Genomic DNA, 19,254 nt, shown 5'->3' on the forward strand with positions numbered 1-19,254 from the left:
CATCGCCGCGCGGTTTGTGCAGGATTGTGTCCGAATTCCAATGCCTTAAACCCGTTGCAAGGAATGCAAATTTTTGCGCTTGAACTCACGTTTGCCAACCGAGCACCACCGGCTGCGCTTGGTAGGGCGATCTACCGGCAACTCTCCGGCTTTTGACGCGGGCGACGCGTCAATCCAGCCAACCCGCCGTATCCCGAGACGCGGTCGCGGCCTGCAAGCGAAGGAGGCACTGATAAAACCACGATTTTGATACCGTCGCGCTGCGGCGTGAAGGTCGGCGATAGGCCGATAGAGCAGCCGCCCACGCAAAGCATCAGCATTCGTCCATCAACTGTTATGGAAGATTCAATGCTGTGGACGGTCGTGAATTCTGTGAATGCAGCTCGCCATCTTCACAGACCACTGCGTCCACCGAACGCCCCCTGCGCTTGTAACATTAGAGCTCGCTAACTGGATGGCAGCTTTGCGTCAGAAGCGACCGTATGAAACGAACGACCGTTGTCCCTCATGGAGGGGGTCTACAATTTTCTTGCGGCCGTCAATAACATTTGATTTGGACCTTCCCACCCGGTGGCCGTTTCATATCGACTGAGAACTTGCTCCATATCCGCCCATGCGGCTTCAGCCTTAACGCCGTCAAGGCTCTTCAATATCTCGACGATCGGCCCCGCCGATGTTCGTACGAATTTCATGTAGTCCTTGACGGTCGGGAGGTGAAACGGCGCTGCAACGCTGGTGGTCACGACCTCGCGGAATCCCGCCCCCTTGAACAGGTCATCGATCAGGCCGAGCTTGCCGAGACTGAGCAGTCCGCCGGGCTGAAACGGATCGCGCGGCGGCAGGCCGGCGTGCCCGAGCGCCGTCGACATCAGCGTCGTCACACAGGGATTGGCCTGGGGCGACCCGAACACCATGGTACAGACGCCGCCACCGGGTTTGAGCACCCGCGCCATTTCACGCAATCCCTGTAACGGGTCGCCGAAAAACATCAGGCCTAGCCTGCACACCACCGCATCGAATCTGGTGTCCTCGACCTGCAAGTTCTGTCCGTCCGAAACGCGCGTCTCGACGTTGCGATGACCCGCGGCAGTAGCCTGCTGCGCTGCGAATTGAATAATCTCGGGCGATAAATCCGTGGCCAGCACGTAGCCGTCTGGACCAACCCGCTCGGCGATATCAAGGGTCTGGTCTCCGGCGCCGGCGGCCACATCGAGGACATGGGCGCCGGGTTTAACGCCGGCCATTCCAAGCATGGCCTGCGTCGCCTGCTGCAGCCACGGCCGAATGACGGCGCCGGAGTCGCGCCAGCCCCGGGCCGCCTGGTCCCACTGCGCGCGCATCGCCGCCGTGGCAACATCAGGGTCGACGGAAAACTCTATGTTCATGGCACGCGCTTTCGAACTCGTTTCAGATCGGATTATTCAGGTTTGATGTTGCCGTCGCGGACGATAGCTTTCCATTTGCTTAGCTCGGTCTGCAGATGCGCCGCGAACGCGTTCGGCGAGCCATTGATCGGCGTATATCCAAGCCCTGCCAACCGATCCCGCACGTCCGGCAACGCCATGATCTGACCAATTTGCCGATGCCTGAGTTCGACGATGTCGTCAGGCGTTCCCTTCGGCAGCAATATCCCGTCCCAGAATCCGACCTCGTGGTTCGGTATGCCTGCCTCCTCCAGCGTGGGAATGCTGGGAAATTCTGGAGCGCGCGTCTTGTCGGCAATTGCGAGCAAACGAAGTTTGCCGTCGCGCACCAGCGGGGCAACGATCGGAAGGGTGAGGTGCAGAATCTGGGTGTGACCGGCAACCGTTGAGGTCACGGCCGGAGGCCCGCCCTGGAACGGGACGTGCACGACGTCGAGCCCGAGCGTGTGTTTGAATAGCCGCTCGCTTGCGAGATGCGGCGAAGAACCATAACCGGGCGAAGCGTAATTGTACTTGGCGGGGCTCGCATGCACCAGCGCAACAAGTTCCTTGATGGTGGTAGCGGGCACGGACGGGTTGACCGAAATCGTTTCGGGCGCCGCGACCAATAGTGTGACCGGCGTAAAACTGTCGGGAACCTCGTAGGCAAGCTTTTCGCCGATCGCGGGCTGAACGACGAAGTTCTGATTGACGATGACCATGGTGCAGCCGTCCGGCAACGCCTTGGCGGCCGTCGCGGTGCCGATCATCCCGCCGGCGCCGGGGAGATTCTCGACATAGAACCGCCCGCCCGCCTCGGAGAGCTTTTGCGCCATGATTCGCGCGATCACATCGTCTGGCGACCCCGGCGGGTATGACACGATCATTTTGACGGGCTGCGAGCATTCAGCCCTTGCTGGCTGCGCGACGGCCGACGATACGAGGGCGGTCGTCACCACCCCCAATATCAGCGGGTGTACAAGGCTCTTCATCTCGATCTCCCGGATATCTAGGCCGCCAGGGAACGCCTGTTGGCGTCCTCATAAAAAGCCTAGACGTCCAATGCCACCGTCGTAAGCCGCAGGATTGCGGTCCCCCGCCGCAGAAGTGCATAATCGCACCATGTTCGATTGGAACGATTTGAAGTATTTTCTCGCCGTGGCCCGACACCACAGCACGATCGCCGCCGGGAAATCGTTGGGGCTTAGTCAATCGACGGTACAGCGGCGCTTAGTCGAACTGGAGCGCGCGATCGGGCAGCCGCTGGTGAAGCGTCACCCGTCAGGCTATCGCCTGACAAAATTCGGCGAGGAGTTGTTACCCCACGCCGAGCGCATCGAAGCCGCGGTGACCGACTTCGAACGGCGGGTCAACGATGAGGCCAACGACCTGACCGGTGTGATCCGGGTGACTTGCCCAGAACCGATCATCGGCCGCATGACTAAATCCGCCCTCATCGAGCGCTTCCAGACCCGCCATCCCAAGCTTCGGATTGAATTTGTAACGAGCGACCGATACCTCGATCTGTCGAAGGGCGAGGCCGATGTCGCCTTCCGGTCCGGCGATACCGACGACGAACTTGTCGGCCGCAAGGTCGCGGATTCGATCTGGGCGGTCTATGCGAGCCGGGGTTACGTCGAACAGCACGGCCAGCCTACGACGGTGAATGACCTACCAAATCATCAGCTTGTCGGCTTCGATGAAACGCTCAGCATGCACCGCGCATCGGTATGGCTGCGGAACGTGGCGCCGGACGTCAAGATGTCGGCGCGCACGAACAGCGTGTTGGGTCTTATCTATGCCGTGAAGTCGGGATTGGGCCTTGGGCCCCTCCCCGCGTCCCTGGGCGACGCCGAACCCGATCTCGTACGCGTGCTCGGCCCAATTCCGGAGCTGTCTCGAAGCTGGCGCCTGCTGGCGCATCCTGACCTCCGTCAGGTCCCGCGTATTGCGGCGTTTTTCGATTTCATTCTTGCAGAACGCGAGTTGGTGAAATCCATTTTGGCCTGACGGATCGAAATGAGAGTGACGGGATGAGACCCGACCGTCGGCTATTTGTCCCGATGCCTCATATTACTGATGGCCGCTGGAATTCGCCGCCAATAAGGAAGGCGCATCAGAGGTGGCGCCTAACTCCCGTACTCCGCATCAGCCGCAATGTCCGAAGATGGCACTTGGCCCTTCACCAAATGCCCGCTCCGCGCCGATACTGTTGAAAAAGTCGAAAATCGATCGACCTAGAAAATCTCGTCAAGACTCTCGTTCGATCTGATCTGTCGCTGCATATTGCTCCAGCCGATCCTCGGCGGCCCGTGATCGATTTTACGAGATTCAACGTGGTCCCTCAGGTTAATATGAGCAAGGCTCACCAGTGAGGCTAGGAAAATCCGACCCGGAGCACAAAACGACTTTTTCAACAGTATCCGCCAACTCCGGTCGTTCGCTCATCAGACGTTATGGAATGGCTCATCGACGGCAAAGGACGCGTTAGCTGAGCGTAGAATGAGTGTTCCTAAGAGGCCGACATTCCGCTCTAGAAGGCTCTTTTCCGGCGCTTTCAACACCAAATCATGCCGCGTTTCGCGAGCATGAGATCGGGAAGGCTGACACTTATCGAAATGTGGCCGCGACGCGGGCCGCGCGGCGCTACCACGCATACCGCACGACGCCCTTGCCGGCGTAGCTGCGGCTGACATCGGAGAACTCGCCATCGAAGGTGGCCGCCACCGACCAGCCGCCGGCGAGGGACATTTCGGCCGAAGCCGAGGTCAGCGCGGCGTTGCGGGCGGCGCTGGCGCCGTTGACGATGAAGGTCGAGCCGGGCAGCGACTGGAACACGGCGCTGACATTGCGGTCGGTTGTGTAGTCGTGCGCCCAGGCGGCGCGGCCGCGCAGCGTGAGCAGCCCTTCCGCCAGGGCCCACGACTTGTCGCCGCGCAGACCTAGTTCGGTGCGGGTCGCGGTGACGGTCTTGCCGGCATAGGTGAGAGCGAACCCGCCGGCACCGCTCGCCGAGGTCTCCGTATAGCCAGGCAGATCGAAAGCCGTGACCTGAACGGCCGCGTAAGGCGTCAGGCCGACGCCACCGAGCTCCGGCAGTAGCCAGCGATTGCCGGCTTCGATGCGGCCGGAAAACGCATTGGCATTGAAGTTCGCGCGCAGTCGCTCGGTGCCGACCGCGGTGATCAGGCGATCGGTGCTGATGTCCTGCCAGCCGTAAGCCGCGGTCGCGGTGATATAGGACGACGCGACGCTGTGACGAACGAAGGCGCCGGCCTGGAACAGGTCGGACTGGCCGCTGCCGCCACCCGCAACCGAGAAGCCGGTGCCGCCACCGGCCAGCGCGAAGCCGGCCACGGTGGACGGTGAGAACCAGTAGTCGGCGCCGACGGCAGCCGCCGCGATGTTGCCGGTGGTGCGGTTGGAGCCGAGGGCGGTGTTGCCATCGGTGGTGCGCGACCCGCCGAAGCCGGCAGCCCAGACGTTCCAGCGCGCCTCATAGGCGCGCGGCGGCGCCTTGGTGAACATCGCAAAGACGTCACGTTCGGTGCGGGTGCGCTTGCGGCCGTTCGGCGCATAAGCGAGCGCGTCGTCTTCGGCGAATGCGAGAGGCGTCGGCGCAGGACCACCGCGACCGGCGGTGAAGGGATCGGACAGCACGCCCATGAACTGGGTCATGGCATCGAAGGTGGTCTGCTGCGAACCGGTTGAGGTCTCGCCCGAGATCTGCGTCAGCGCATTGAGCAGATTGTTGCCGCCCAGCAGGAACAACCCATTGAACGACGCCGGCATGGCCGCCCCGCCCTCCAGCGCATTGTCGATGCCGGCAGCCACGTTCCTGTGATTGACCGAGGCATTGCCCGGCAGGATCGGCGACAACAGGCCGGGATCGAGGGTCAGCAGCACGTTGTTGCCGGCATAGCTCAGCCGCGCATTGCGGCCGAAATTGTTCGTGAGGGAGACGGTGTCGAATGTGCCGGTCAGGGTGCCCGCATTGATGATCGTATAGGTCGTGGTCGATGTGAGGCGCGCCAGCGGATCGACACTGACCTTGCCGGCGATCGCGGCAGTCCCGGTGATGATCGTCCTGTCCGATGCGGCACCTTCGACCTGCACCAGATAGGTCGAGGCCGCCGTCATGGTCAGGCTGGCGATGGTCAGCGTGCCGATGGAATTGCCGGGCGCCAGCGTGCCGCCATTGATGGCAGTGACGCCGACAATGCCAGAGCCGCCGAGGATGCCGCCGGGATTGACGGTGAGCAGGCTGGCGGAAGCGAGATTGCCGTTCACCGCGAGCGTGCCGCCATTAACATTGACGGGGTAGGCATAGGTCGAGGCGCCGGTCAGCGTCCACAGCGAGCTGTCGACCTTGTTGAAAGTGATGAAGCCAGAATATTTATGTGTGGGGTCAAAGCCGAGTTGCGAGATATCAAAATTCGCGGCGCCAATGCCGCCGAGTTGCAACGTGTCGCCGAAGCCGACGACATAGCCGGAGATGGCGGAGCCCGGCGTCAGCGTGAGTGTATTGCCGCCGGCGCCGAACCAGATCGCGGCTGTACCGCCGCTAATGCTTCCGGAGTTGACGATCGATGCGCCACCGCTTCCAAAAATTCCGTACACTGACCCGCTGATGCTGGCTCCAACATTGTTGAACAGTTGCAACGCGCCGCCCGCGAAAACGCCGTAGCTCGCCGCTGCTGCACCTGAAATCCTTCCGGAATTGATGATGGACACATCGAGATTGGCATGAACGCCGAAGGTCTCGCCAATGATGCTGCCGCCGGCGAGATTGGCGATTGTGTCGCCGCCGTTCATCACCCGTATCGCACCGGTGGTGCCGCTGATGGTGCCAGCGTTGACGATCGACGCAGGGAATCCGAAAAACCCTTGAATACCAAACGTCGAGCCGGCGATGCTTGCTCCCGCATTGTTCACGATTTGCGAGTTGCCGCTCACCGTTATGGTCCCAATCGTCCCGAAATTATCGACGGACATGTCCCCGGCACCGACGCCTGCTATGTGTCCGCCAGCGTGATTGACAAGACTGCCATACCCGACAACGTTGCCCATGCTTCCGCCGGCGCGATTGACCACACTGCTCGTCCCGACGGTGTTGATGTCGGCCACCGTTCCGGAATTGTCGATATCGGCGCCCCCCAGGCCGAATATGTTGCCAATCGACCCCGTCCCGGTATTGACCACCTTCAGATTCGGGCCACCGAGGATGTCGATGTGTCCGGAATTATTCACGTCAACACCGTTGGCTCCAATGATGCTGCCGCTGATGGTTGCTCCGGCCCGGTTGATCAGCGCCACACGATCGAAGGCGGAAACGGTCGTACCTGCGCTCGTGATGCTCCCGGCATTGTCGAGGGTGACGTTGCCACCGCGTGCGAATATGGCGCTTGGCCCACCGGAAATGACACCGCCAGCGCGGTTGATCACCGTGATGTCGATGAGGGCATCGATGGCGGCCCCACTTGTTGCGGTGATGCTTCCTGCATTATCGACCGTGATGGCGCCGGCTGTCGAAACGACGCCATTGGTCCCACCGGAAATGCTAGCGCCCGCTTGATTGGTCAGCGTCACGTTCGAGGACGAACTGATGCCGCTAAGCCCGCCTAGAATCGAAGCGCCAACACCGTTGCGGATCGTGGCATCTCCGACCCAGATGCCGCGGCCGGCGCCCCCCGTTCCTTGCACTGTCGCGCCATTGAGGACGTCGATCGTGATGCCCGTTTGAATGCCGGTGCCATAGCCCGAAGAAGGATTCTGATCGATGGTCGTCAAATCGCAAGTCACCGTGGTGCCCGGCGCAGGCGTCGGTGCGGTGGCTGCCGGCGTACATGCGGCCTGCGCCAGTGTTGCCATCGAGACCGACACCCCGAACGCCAAAGCCGCGCCTGCAGCGCTGCGCATCCACTCTTGTCCACGACCAAACTGCATGTTCGTCCCCGTCACTTCCACGCCGTGGCGCATCTCAGGATGGGAGTTCAACACCGGACCGGGGCACCTTCACAACCAAAAATCAGTGTTGCGCGGCAAAAGACAATTCGCAAGTAACTGAAAGAGCACGCCTTCTAACAATTGCTGAACAATTCATAACATTGCCGCAACATTCCACACGCGATGCGTGTGGCAGAGAAAAAGCGTGAGAATGCCGATACGCGGTTCCGCACATGTCGTGCGAGACGCTGGCCTCGATTCGACGTCGTCGACATTGCCCTGCGCTGAAACACGCGACAGAGATGCGCCTCCCATGACCGAATTCGTCAGTCAGAGCATCGTCGCCGCCCTATGCGGCCCATGGCCTTAGTCGGCACCATCGTGCTGGGTGTGCTCAGGGGCCGTGCCCTCCCTTGCTTGCGAGCAGTGAAGGCCGGCCGGCAAAATCGGGCGGCCTTCGTGTCGACCTGGAACCAAGGTGCGCAAGACAACGGACCGCATCCTGACGGTGGCAGGATAAGGTATAAGCGGACAAGCGCAGAATCGCCCGGTTCGAAACCGAGGCCCGGTTTCGGTGCCGGTCCAAAAGCGCGACTGGAGTTTGGTATGAGCAAGGCGCAAGGCCTCTCGTTCGGAGAGCTGATCCTGGACGAGACCTGCCTATTCGCGCGACGAGGCAGCAAAACTATCCAGTTCACCCGCAACGAGCGGGCACTGTTGCTTGCCTTTTCGCGCAACCCGCATCAGTTGATGTCGCGCAGCCGGCTGATCGAGGAGATCGCGTCGCCGGAAAACGAGTCTTCCGACCGCAACATCGATTTCCTGGTCAACCGTCTGCGCGCCAAACTCGGCGACAGCGCCAAGTCGCCCCGCTACATCGCCACGCAATATGGCGAGGGTTATGTCTGGATCGCCGAACCATCGGCGGTGCCGATCATGGCGTCACCGCTGTCGGGACCGATCGATGCCTATCTCGCAGTAGTTCCGGCCTTTGTCGAGCAACGCGACCGCATCGACACGCGGGCGTTATCGCTGCTCGATCACTTGCGCGACGGAATCGCCGCCGGCATGTCACCCGCGCAGAAAACCGTCATCGTCGACGACTGGCGCCACAGTGTCTCAAGCGGGCTGCGCTATGTCTTGCAGGTGAGCTTTCAGACCACCGACGATCGCCCCGATTGCACGGCGACACTGCGCGAGATGCCGTCGAAACGCATCGTCAGGGCGTTCCGCCTCGATCTCGCCGACAGCGCATCCTTTGCGTCGGAAGCGACGCGGGTTTCGCAGGGCACGATCAAGGAGCTGCGAAACGCGCTGGCCCATGCCTCGGCGGGGCTCGGCACGCCGTCCGACCAGCCGCTCGACATCCGCCTGCGCAAGGCGTCGACTTTGCTGTCGTCGTCCAATCCAGCCTGGCTCAAGAAGGGCCAGGAGCTGAGCGCCATGCGTGCGCAAAATCCCGCCAATCCCGACATCGCGCTGCAATGGTGCCTGCATCTGTTCGCGCGCCTGGTTCTCGCCAGTCCCTTCACGGGTGTCAGCAGCGAGGAACGCGACGAGCTTGAGAGCGAGATCGAGGCCACCGTGCTGGATTGCTTGCCGGCCATCGAGAACAATCCGCTGCTGATGCTGGCGGCCGCCAAGCTGCTGTATTTCATTCATCGCGGTCATCTCGACCTGGCCGAAGATATCGCCGAACGCGCCTTCGCACGCACGGCCGACTTCGCCGCCGCGCTGCCCGTGATGGGTCAGTTGCGGCAGGCGCGGGGCAACTTCAAGGAAGCCGTCATCCTGTTCGACCGCGGCATCGAGATGGCCGATCCGGCGTCCGATTTCATGCTGCATATGCGCGTGCTGAAATGTATCACGCTACTGGCGTCGGGCGACCGCGCAGCGCTCGATGCCGCCAACACCTTCGCCTACGACATCCCCTACAGCCCGCCCGCACTCGTCGTGATGATGGGCATGACCATGACGGCCGCCGATCAGCCGTTGTCCGAGGACGTGACGAAGGCGCTGACCGCGGCTGGTCCTGTCGGCGTCCGCAATGCGCTCGAATACGTCTATTTCACCTCGGCGCGTCATCTCATGGCACGAACAGCACGCGCGAATGTGATGCGCGGGCTGGTCGCCCATGCACTGCGCCTGCACGGCGCATCGGCGATCCCGCCCATCGTCCCGGCCGGCACCGGCCTGATCGCCGATGCGTGACCGCGGTTCCGATTGGCGGACCTCCGACTGATGACAACAAGGTAGGACCATATCTCAAGCGGCAAAATGCTGCGTCGCACTAGCGGTTACTCGGTCTGCCGCCATGAGCGCATGACATCTGCCCGCACAGGTTGCTACATGCATCGAAACCATATCCGAAAACGGCTGGGATTCAGATGGCTAGAACAATGCGATATTATCGGATCCGCCTAGATGGCGGGCGAAGTCACAAATGCTACTTCGACTGGCTTTCTGCTACCCAACAGATCGGAAAGCGTTGCGGTTGCGTCCCTCAGGAGGCGCGATTCTTCTCGTCCGCGATGCGGACCTTGGGCCAATCTTCGCCGAAGGTCACGAAAGAGAGCGATCGCTCTTTCGTCAGCTCGTCGACGGGGAGAATTAGACTTTCATGGGCGCTACGCCCCATGATAAAGCCGGATAAAGCACCGGATTTTGAAATGACAGGGGCCCCGACGCTTTGCTTGTCCGCGAACGATCGACCACGGGACGTCACAAGTCCGCAATACGGAAGTGAAAGATGGTCGTTGCCGTCCCTGATTTTCACGTCGAATATTTCGCCAGCCACGCGGCCCAGCTTATTGTTCTTCGGTCGATAAGCTATATTGCGGCGAACGCCCGTCGGACTTGGAGAGAGATCTTCGGCATTGACGCGCCGAACCCTGAAGTTGGGCCGGTCCCACAGGTTCGTGCGAAAGTCCCGGACCGTCACGAGCTTTTCCGAGGCCTGCACCGGATCATTAAAGAGCGGAGACGCTTCGAGCTGGACTGCACGGAAGCCGACGTCTGGTGACTTCTCGCCGAGGACATCGGTGACGCGAACGAAGTGGCCGAGACCCGGAGAATTTGCTCAAACTGAGTGCCAAGTTTGGGCCGCAGTGGCGATCGAACCGAGTCTCCAAGCGCAATCTCTCCAAAACGGGAATTTTGAAACTGTCCACCGGAGACTTTCGGGAATTCGCGGTACCCACGGTCAATTTCGCCGCCGAGAGACCTTTCCGAATACGCAAAAGCCCGCCATTGGCGACCTTTCTGCGGTTTGACCGGGAGAATCTCTAACCCTCGGACTGGCTGGCTGGGGCGAGAGGATTCGAACTTCGATATGGGGAATTGGCCTTAGGGGCACTCCCTCGTCCGACAGGGATTCGAACCGTCAGCAAGACCTTAGCTGCAGGCACCTAAAATGGCTGCCTTTCAAAACCATCGCAAATCGCAGTACTAGTTCGAACGTTCGCCAGCGTCCAATATCCATGTTCGATCAGTAAACGTGACATACATGCGCTCTTGGCCAAGCGCAGCGCCCAGCTCAACAGCGAGCTCGTTTAACATCGCCTCAATTGCATCGTCGGATAAGTGCCCCAGATAGGCGTGCACAGCCTCTCCGGTAAAAAGCGCAATAGGTTCGCGATCAGAGCCCACCGACCCGTCGAGACGTGGCCAAGCGTAAGCGACTTCTGCACGGGTGAACATACCGGAAAGCGCGGGCTGGCCTGCCTCTACGCGACGTCTCATCCAGGCATGAGCAGTGCGGACAGCTTCGGAAACGTCGAAGACGCGGCCTTCGGCGTCCCACCCCTCTCGTAATCCGACACTGATCCGAAAGTCACGGCGGGGGCCCATCGAGCCTGCGACGACCGAATAGTCTTGAGCTTTTGGCCCGGTCCGAGTTGTCATTTGATCCGTTTCATTGGTGGCCCGTGATTGCTCAAACTGCCAACTGAGCGTGGCGTGCTCCCTTGCCCGACAGGGATTCGAACCGTTAGCAAGATCGCGGCTGCAAACACCTTAGATGGCTGCCTTTGAAAACCGTACCAAACCGCCGCAGTACTAAGCTTTGGGAAAAAAGCCGTCTCCAGCCTGAAATCTCAGAAATCGGCCGTTCTCTCGTACGGTACCACTACGAGGGGAGTTTGTATTTATTGGGCTTTTTGGCGACTTTGGCCACGGGCGGCATTGAAAGCGGAGCGGCCGTGGCGGAGAGAGTGGGATTCTCTGCCAAACCCGGCGTAAGTCGTTGATATTACAAGATATGCCCCCGTCTCGGGCTTCCGACGTGGGTACCAAAATCCTGAGAGCCTAGTCAACAGCGAAACGCGAGCATAACGCCCCGGGCTGTTCAAGGGCAGTTCGCGTAGAGCTTTACCTTCCGAGGTGTCTGCTTTGAGGCGCACACCCCCGCCATAACCGCCGCAAGAAGTGCAGGATCGAGGGGCTCGTTAGGAATGAACAGGCCTGCTTCGACACCAGCCTCTAAGTCCGCTGCCGTTTCGATACGGGCCTTGCGATAAAAAACGTATGAGTCTTTTCTGATGAACTTATGGCAACCCGGTGCCAAGCGCGTGGTGGCGTCGCAGAGATCATTGGTCCACCCCGTTATCGAAACTATGAGGTGCTTTCCTGCAGGACAGACATCAGTGCAGATCAAGAACAGGTGCTTTCTGTTCGGATCGTCATATGTGCCGGATGGCATAAGCAACGTGTGGCACTTATCCACGCTATACGCCATTTTTGTCAGGAGCGCAGAGAGCTGAATACGCGGTCGATGTGCCGGTGATCCTCGACAAGAGCCGCCTGAGCATCCGCGTTACCGATGCTCAAAAGCGTCATAATCCGTTCGAGTGGAATCGGCTTGGAGCTTCCGTTTGGATCTTCCCATTCGGGCACGTTACTGCGGTCATGGGTATAATCGACCAACTGCCACTGATTCATGTGACCAAAGCGCCCCCAAACCTCGTCGAGGCACTCGATATCCGCGTCGCTCAACTCGTCGAGTTCGTCCAACTCGAAGGCTCGGCGTGCGCCGATCTGATGTTGAGCGCGATCCTCTAAGAACTCAGACCAACCACATGCATCGAGATCGAATTCCCCGTTCACGTGACTGTAGGTCGTCGAATTGACTGGACCGCGCGGCATAGCTACGCGCGTCTCGTCCAAAATTGGAAAGCCAAATTTTTCAATGCTGCAGCGATCGCCAAGATAGACGAGCTTGATAGCCTTCAAGACATTGATGCTGGTTGCACCACTTTTCGAAATGAGAAATGCAATCACCTGCGCGGATTTTCGTGCGTTGAAAGCCGACATATCGAGAGCCTTGCTGTGGAACATGGTCGCCATTTAGGTCCGTGCTTCAAGCGAACGCGAGGCCAGAACTGTTGCTCCGTATGGCGTCCGGCCTCTCGGGCAAATCACCAGGAACCTTCCGTGAACTAGGCCACACCGAAGCAGCCGAATCAAGGCCGAATTGCGGCACATCACCTTGCGCATAGCATGTTTTTGAAATCGTTAACGGCTGATGCCCTCGATCAGATCCTCAAAGTTTGGCTCCCTGCGCAGCTTTTAGGTGCCATTTTCCGGAGCGAGCGAGCCCCTTATTCTGGACGGTGTCGGCGCGAAGCGCGGCAGCTCAGCCGTGCCGGTGACGTCTTTCCGTCGTGTCGCTCGCCCGCGACCGTGAAGGCCCGACGTTGATGGGACGCAATGGGGATTGGGTGCGGCGCGTAGCGCACGGCCCCATTGCGAGGACTGTACGGCCGTTCTCTGCATCATTGGGCTTAGGTCGAAACAGGGTGTGCGATGCGACGGGAAAGCCTCAGACCATCAATTTAAAGGAACCTAAGATGGGTCGGCTGAGATCAGAGGCGTTTGCGCGGTGGTTTCATGGCCTTCTGCGAGCTAGTGCAGGTGTTTGCCTGCCAGAAAAATACCCCCATCAGTTCAACGCGGCACCATCGAGCGCAGGCCGGTCCCGCGCGCGCTCGGCCATCCGGCGAGAGGTCCTGGCGTTCCGGAAGCAGAGGCTGCGGCCGGTTGGACGGCGCCGATGATGCGCGCGCCGGCGGCGCGCCAATCTGCCAAGCAGCCCTTCGGACGTCGCATGACGTCGATCGCAAGACGGGACCAGTCATGAAATGGGACCGTCAGAAAATACATTTGCAAGCGCTCATCGTCGGCGACATCGGTACGGTGGCCGAGGATGTCACACCAGGGTCGCCCTGCCTCCCTGATCCGGCGATGATGTTCATGGCGTTTAGCAGTAGGTCCATCCGCAAGGATCCAGGCTCCGATGTCCTGGGCAAGGAACGACCACTCTGGATGCGGCATCCGACCGCTGGCCCGCCTCAGAACGTAACGACGTAGGACGTTAGGAGCCACTGTCATCGGGGTACGACCGTCCACTCAGGTCGTTGCTGCTGCTTGCCATCATCGGGGGCGGGAATGGAAAACTTCCGGCCGGATGTGGCTTCATATGCGTCGAGCTCGACGGCGCCAATTGTTCGGAGCCGGCTCAGCTCGGGGACAACATCTGCGACGGACTTAGCTGCCAATTCAGCGCGTTGGTCGTCATCAAGGTACAAGCCGACAAACGCCTGCAACGGCCCCTTCAACCTGCGCGCGGCTTCGACGTCTCCTTTGGCTGCCGCGATCAAATCCTGAGCATCGACGATCTCACTCCGGGCGGCGGAGATCGTCTTTGCTTTTGTCACGACGGCACATTGCTCCCGCTGCCAAGTCGCCTGAATGGACGAAGAAGGCGCGCAGTTGCCGACTTCGATTCCATGCCGCTGAGCAGCGATCCAAAGCCGATCTTTTTCCGCCTGCGTCCATCCGCCTTCGAGGGTTACGCCGCCGTTCCAAGCATCTCGGGCTTTAGTAAGGGCGGCGGCTATGGCGGAGTCGCTGAGGCCGCCATGGAATTCGAGATGATCTCCAGTATCCAAAATTCGGGAATGACCGGCATCGATCCAACAACCGTCTGGCGCAGCCACGGCCGTGTAGCCGCGCATTGCCCACCATCGGGTAAGTTTCTCGATTGTATCCTTCGACTGTTCGACGACTCGGAGCGCGGTGGCGTCGGCAGACATCGACACAGTTTTCGCGAGATGTGTTACCTCGCAGCCTAAGATATCAGCGACGGCCTGTGCAAAGACCTGGGCACGGCCAACAGGCCCCCACGTTCGCACTGCTTTCCCGGAGATGGTGTCGATCTCACACCAACCTCCATCGCGCATCATTAAACGCGCGACAGGATTACCTCGTGTCGGCTTCTTCACCATGTGGATGTCTGCGATGAAGCCTGACACGTCTAGCCCGTGCGGCGCGATCTCGGCGAGAAGCTTCGCCTTGTAGTCCAGTTGACGAACTGGTTTCATGGACTTCATGCGCGCCTCCTTAAGTGACATCAATTCATTGTCACTCAGTGCGCTACCGGCGGCCACCTTCGACGCCGCCGCTCTCAAATCGGCGATCTTCATTCGGGAAATAGAAGTTCCGGCCGCGCGGTCGAGGGCTCGACGATATTGCGAATTGCCGCGCAAGCTTCCGCAAGCAGTGGATTCGGCAAATCGCCTTAGCTTCCGGAAGCTGTCATCTCGACCAATTCCGATGAGGACGACGGTCTCATTGACGTGATCTCGAGACGATTGAGAATCTCGCCGTGCTTTGCCAGGATCGTCACGATCGTGGTTAGGAGGCCCGTCATTTGATCGAGAGGGCCGGGGCCGCCTTCGCTCGGGCTCTCCTCTAGCAGTTGGAGTAGAGGCTGAAGGTTCTCGGAGAACTGGCGTGCTTCCAATGCCGCGAAATAGATCGCTTCTCCCGCGTTGCGGGGCTTCTCTTGTTTCTTTGTCATGTCTTCCCTCTTTCATTCGGACCGCGACAGCGGTCCGTTTTTCGCGAACGATGCGATCGAGCGCGCCGACTTCAACCCCGTTTCTGGTGATCATGAGAACATTCGGCCGCGCCCCAACGGCGATTTCAAGCCCTTCTTCTGCGAGCGCGGCACGGAAGGCGGAAGGTGTGTCAGATGCGAGCCACGCCAGACGGACTGCCGCTTGAGCCAGCGGAAGATCGACGCCTTGCCGGGCGGCTTTCGCTCGCGTTCTCGACGACATCGCGCTTGCCGGTGATGACGCTGGAAGAACCATCATCTCCGCTACGTCGTCGCGGCCGATACGGCGCAGCTCTTTGATGACGGATTTCGTCAATCGAGACGGCGTCAGCTTCTCGCCGAAATCAACTTCAAGGGTTCGCGCTGCTGCTTCCAACTTTGCAAACGACATAGAATCGTTCAAGGCGAGGCCATCGGGCCCGATATGGCTGACGACAAGGTGAAAATGCTCTTCAGCGACCGCCTCGTCGGTCCTAGCCTTTTCGGAATGTTGCCAAAGTACGTAGGCGTGATCGAGAGCGTTCATTGCCGCGAGAATGCGGCGGACAGCCTCGTCACGTTGATCATCCGTGAGGTGTATTCTCGGGGAGATCGAGATGTGGTGGCAGGCGACTGTCGCAAGTGATGCGTCGCGCAACAATTCCATATACCTCATGGCATCCGCGGCATCTGGAAGTGCCACGCCGTCAATTCTGACAACGCGAGAGGTCTGCTTCACCTGCTTCGATAGATGAGCCAGCAAACGTTTGATGTCGCCGGCGGTACGGCCGTGGCGTTTCGTTGTCAGGATCAATGTGAAGGTCCTCCCAACGATATGACGGCGCGCGTGAGCCGTTGGAACTCGATCAGCAGATGTCCGGCGGAAACGATGGCCGCAGCGCTCCCCGTCGAATTTGCGACCCGGGCCAGTTGATTGAGGTTCGACCCGATGGGGCCGAGCGCCCGGAGAACTGGATCGATGACGACGGTGACCTTCTCGCGTCGTGGTGGTGATGCAGGCGTGAGATCGGCAGCGCGGATCGTGGCGACGCGAGCAAAAGAGCTGACACCTATCCCGAGCGATCCGGCAGCCGCTTGCACGGCCTCTCGTTCCGGACGTGTCATGCGGAATGTCGTGGTGGTGCTACCGTTCTTCCTTTCCATCGCCGCCATCGCTCAAGGGCTCCCAGCCGGGGTTCGACAGGGGGCTCGCCCCCTTCGCCAGCGGGCGTGTGCGTAGCACCACCCATTGCTGGCTAACTCAAGAAGTCTGTGACGACCGGCGGCATCAGACAAGTCGACTTGGGTCCATCAACCTCGTCGCAGTAGCGTGCAGCACGGTCTTTGCGTCCCGCAGGAATCGCACCGTTCCTTCGGCAACAGGCTTGTCGGTGGGAATGTTCAGTACCTGAAACCTCCATCCGCGGCGCACTCGCTCGACCCAGAGACCGAGAGATTGCCCCGCAAGATCCGCCTCTGCGTAATACAGCCCGTTATCCAGGCCCTTTCGCTCGCCCCACTTAGACACGAATGGATCAGGGCGGAGTCGGCGAACGTTATCTGTCATGATGAACCTCCAACTATTACTAAGGCGCGGACTCATGCATCGATCGGAACCGGTGTCCAGCACCTGAAACTCTTTGAAAATAGAGCTTAAGGACTCGTTCTCGGTGACCAAGGATTCGATCCTTGGGCCAAAGGATTCAACGACGGCACTACGCTTGCCCCGCGTCGATCTGTCGCGTCAGGCTGCGGCCATCAGGGCATTCAAGTTGGCGTCGCATTTGGCTGCTTCGCGGTCGAGGCGGGCGATTGCCGATTGCAGCCGAATGACATGTCACCGAGTCCGCGTGTCACATGTCGCATCGGCCAGGGTTTGCGGCACATAGAAAATGTGACGGATAACGTGACGGCTTGCCGCCGGTCATTCTCTGAATCACCATCTGTCTCACAAACGGTCGTTTGAGTGACATGGAGATACAGTCGTGGGTGAACTGATTGGATACGTCCGCGTTTCGAAGGCTGATGGCTCGCAAGTCGTCGATCTTCAAACCGACGCAATGTTGGCCGCGGGCGTGCGGAAGGACATGGTCTATGAGGATCGTGCTTCCGGAAGTAGGGATGACCGTCCTGGCCTCGACCACTGCCTCAAGGCGCTGCGGGCAGGAGACACGCTGGTCCTTTGGAAATTGGATCGCCTCGGTCGCGACCTCCGCCATCTCGTTAATACGGTTGACGATCTCGCGACCCGCAGTATTGGCCTACGCGTGTTGACTGGTCATGGTGCGATAGACACAACGACTGCTCAGGGGAGGCTCATGTTCGGCATCTTCGCCACCCTTGCGGAGTTTGAACGAACTCTGATCCGAGAGCGGACCATCGCCGGACTGGCATCTGCGCGGGCACGTGGTCGTGTCGGTGGCCGAAAGGCAGTCATGACGCCCGCGAAGGTCCGTCTGGCCGAATCAGCAATGGGGCACCCCGAAACGAACGTCGCTGCTCTTTGCAAGGAATTGGGGGTCTCGCGACAGACCCTGTACCGGCATGTCGCGCCGGATGGATCGCTCCGACCGGATGGCTGCAGGATCGTCGGGGCGGGCCGCGGCACCGGGGCCAGCGGCGATCGACGGATCGAAGCCCTGTCGTAGACGCGTGGGTTGGGCGTAGAACGGCTACGATGCTAGCCAGCACTGACTTCCACTTCCAACTCCACGCACCTCCACGAACACGATGAACCGGCCCTTTGACGTCCGTTTGTTGGCGGTCACCCGTGTCGACAACATCGATGGCGGTGTCATCGATTGAGTCCTGAGTTGTGTCGCTAGTCGCTGAAGAAGAGTCTTCGGAGGAGGTCTGCTCAGGCACCACCGGCGCCGTAGCCACGGCGCCCTCCGGCGCAGCAGCCAACCTTTCAAACAGTATTACGGCGACCCGCTTGCCGTTGATCGTCGCTTTCGTCTTCACCAGCAACCGATCACGACCTTCCGGCCTGGGCGTGGAATTCGTGGCTTTCCTCCTTTCTCGTCGAAGCAGTTCCTGGCGCACGCTCTCGGGGTCTTTTACGGCAGCGCAATTGTCGCGTCGCCATTTCGAGAGCCTTGAGCCATTCCGGACAAGCCGGGCTTTTGAGCGCGACAGCTGCCACAAGTCTGACAGAGCATCATCCGGAAGCTCGGCGGTTTCGTTGGGTCGGCAAATGCCCCAAATCATGTAGGTCGCGCAGGCTCCAGGGTTTCGTACGCGCTCCTCTGGGACGTGAGCCTTAGAGAATGCCGTCAGGAGCCGCCGGCTGGCCGCTTCCCGGTGTTCGCCTGGGATGCGGCAGATGAAATGTGCGTGCAAATCGAACTTTCCGCTGATTGGGTCGAACCGAGGATGGATAACGAGCAGGATCAATTCGAAGCCGTTGCGGCGGCGCATCTCCGTAAAATGGACGTTGATGAGCCGGTTGAATTCGCGATTTGCTTCTACGAGATTGCCGACCGCAGCTTTTGCGCCGGGCAGGCTCACATTCCAGTACAGCCATTCCTCGCCGTTGCAGGCGTCCGCGAACGATTCGATGGCGCAGACCCTGTCAATGTCGCGGGAAAGATTTGATTTTTTGAACAGACGAGATCCGCGTAGCGGGCGGCCAAGCTCGATGATGTCCCCCGGGCGCTCTTCAAGCAGGACGAAATAGCGTTCCCGATCAGAGTAAAACGGGTCAAGGCCGAGCCGTTCAAGACGGTCAGCAATCTGATTTGCTGCTTGGGTTAGCGAGGCTTGGCTTGCGATCGGCGATTCCGCTGCCAGCAATGCTGATGGCGCATAGGCTAGGCTCGGCGTAGGCGACATCGCATCCGAACTCGCTGCGATGCTACATCGAGTTTGCCGACTGACGTTGACAGATTCAGAACTGAAAGCGACCATGAAACCACCCGTTGATGACCCCGCCCGGAGCGCTTGCAGGCGCGATGAAGGGCGGGGTTATCTTTTGATGGTCAGTGCGTTTTTTGTTTAATGCAAACCTGCCGGGGCGATGCGGCCTTT

General features: G+C 60.0%; 13 protein-coding genes. 6 read left to right on the top strand and 7 right to left on the bottom strand.

Translation table 11 applies throughout. From position 1 onward, the window contains the following. Positions 1-518: 518 nt before the first annotated feature. Both ACUXVA_RS04525 and ACUXVA_RS04530 read right to left on the bottom strand, forming a co-directional pair. Entirely contained in the window at positions 519-1,385 is an 867-nt protein-coding gene (locus tag ACUXVA_RS04525) for a class I SAM-dependent methyltransferase (protein ID WP_445491020.1), read from the bottom strand. A gap of 32 nt (positions 1,386-1,417) precedes the next feature. Next, the gene (locus tag ACUXVA_RS04530; RefSeq protein WP_265081401.1) at positions 1,418-2,395 is read right to left on the bottom strand and encodes a Bug family tripartite tricarboxylate transporter substrate binding protein; all 978 of its coding nucleotides are present in this window, start codon (positions 2,393-2,395) and stop codon (positions 1,418-1,420) included. A 130-nt stretch (positions 2,396-2,525) separates the two neighbouring features. Between ACUXVA_RS04530 and ACUXVA_RS04535 the strand changes: the two genes are divergently transcribed. Then, a complete protein-coding gene (locus tag ACUXVA_RS04535; RefSeq protein ID WP_265081400.1) occupies positions 2,526-3,413 on the top strand; it encodes a LysR family transcriptional regulator in 888 nt (295 codons plus the stop codon). A gap of 636 nt (positions 3,414-4,049) precedes the next feature. Here ACUXVA_RS04535 and ACUXVA_RS04540 read toward each other — a convergent pair. Continuing rightward, a complete protein-coding gene (locus tag ACUXVA_RS04540; protein ID WP_445491023.1) occupies positions 4,050-6,218 on the bottom strand; it encodes an autotransporter domain-containing protein in 2,169 nt (722 codons plus the stop codon). Here ACUXVA_RS04540 and ACUXVA_RS04545 point away from each other — a divergent pair. From ACUXVA_RS04545 to ACUXVA_RS04555, 3 genes are all read left to right on the top strand, one after another. Beyond that, complete coding sequence (locus tag ACUXVA_RS04545) at positions 6,150-7,028, top strand: hypothetical protein (protein ID WP_445491025.1); 879 nt, start codon at positions 6,150-6,152, stop codon at positions 7,026-7,028. The genes ACUXVA_RS04540 and ACUXVA_RS04545 overlap by 69 nt on opposite strands. 154 nt (positions 7,029-7,182) lie before the next feature. Continuing rightward, positions 7,183-7,470: a hypothetical protein gene (locus tag ACUXVA_RS04550; protein ID WP_445491027.1), complete on the top strand. Its 288-nt coding sequence runs from the start codon at positions 7,183-7,185 to the stop codon at positions 7,468-7,470. 485 nt (positions 7,471-7,955) lie between these two features. After that, positions 7,956-9,560, top strand: coding sequence for a winged helix-turn-helix domain-containing protein (locus ACUXVA_RS04555; RefSeq protein WP_265081396.1), 1,605 nt, complete (start codon positions 7,956-7,958; stop codon positions 9,558-9,560). Positions 9,561-9,852: 292 nt separating this feature from the next. On the opposite strand, the gene ACUXVA_RS04560 is transcribed toward ACUXVA_RS04555, so the two are convergent. The 4 genes from ACUXVA_RS04560 to ACUXVA_RS04575 all read right to left on the bottom strand — a co-directional run bounded on the left by ACUXVA_RS04560 (position 9,853) and on the right by ACUXVA_RS04575 (position 16,398). Further along, a complete protein-coding gene (locus tag ACUXVA_RS04560) occupies positions 9,853-10,290 on the bottom strand; it encodes a hypothetical protein (RefSeq protein WP_445491029.1) in 438 nt (145 codons plus the stop codon). A gap of 1,799 nt (positions 10,291-12,089) precedes the next feature. Next, a complete protein-coding gene (locus tag ACUXVA_RS04565) occupies positions 12,090-12,692 on the bottom strand; it encodes a Panacea domain-containing protein (RefSeq protein WP_445491031.1) in 603 nt (200 codons plus the stop codon). Positions 12,693-13,732: 1,040 nt separating this feature from the next. Then, on the bottom strand, positions 13,733-16,039 hold the full coding sequence (locus tag ACUXVA_RS04570) for a relaxase/mobilization nuclease domain-containing protein (RefSeq protein ID WP_445491033.1): 2,307 nt from the start codon (positions 16,037-16,039) through the stop codon (positions 13,733-13,735). Continuing rightward, positions 16,036-16,398: a plasmid mobilization protein gene (locus tag ACUXVA_RS04575; protein WP_445491035.1), complete on the bottom strand. Its 363-nt coding sequence runs from the start codon at positions 16,396-16,398 to the stop codon at positions 16,036-16,038. The genes ACUXVA_RS04570 and ACUXVA_RS04575 overlap by 4 nt, the downstream gene beginning before the upstream one ends. A gap of 812 nt (positions 16,399-17,210) precedes the next feature. On the opposite strand from ACUXVA_RS04575, the gene ACUXVA_RS04580 reads away from it, so the two are divergent. Both ACUXVA_RS04580 and ACUXVA_RS04585 read left to right on the top strand, forming a co-directional pair. After that, the gene (locus tag ACUXVA_RS04580; protein WP_445491037.1) at positions 17,211-17,873 is read left to right on the top strand and encodes a recombinase family protein; all 663 of its coding nucleotides are present in this window, start codon (positions 17,211-17,213) and stop codon (positions 17,871-17,873) included. 688 nt (positions 17,874-18,561) lie between these two features. Next, on the top strand, positions 18,562-18,822 hold the full coding sequence (locus ACUXVA_RS04585) for a hypothetical protein (RefSeq protein WP_445491039.1): 261 nt from the start codon (positions 18,562-18,564) through the stop codon (positions 18,820-18,822). Positions 18,823-19,254 lie beyond the last annotated feature (432 nt).

This window comes from Rhodopseudomonas sp. RCAM05734, from assembly GCF_052658035.1.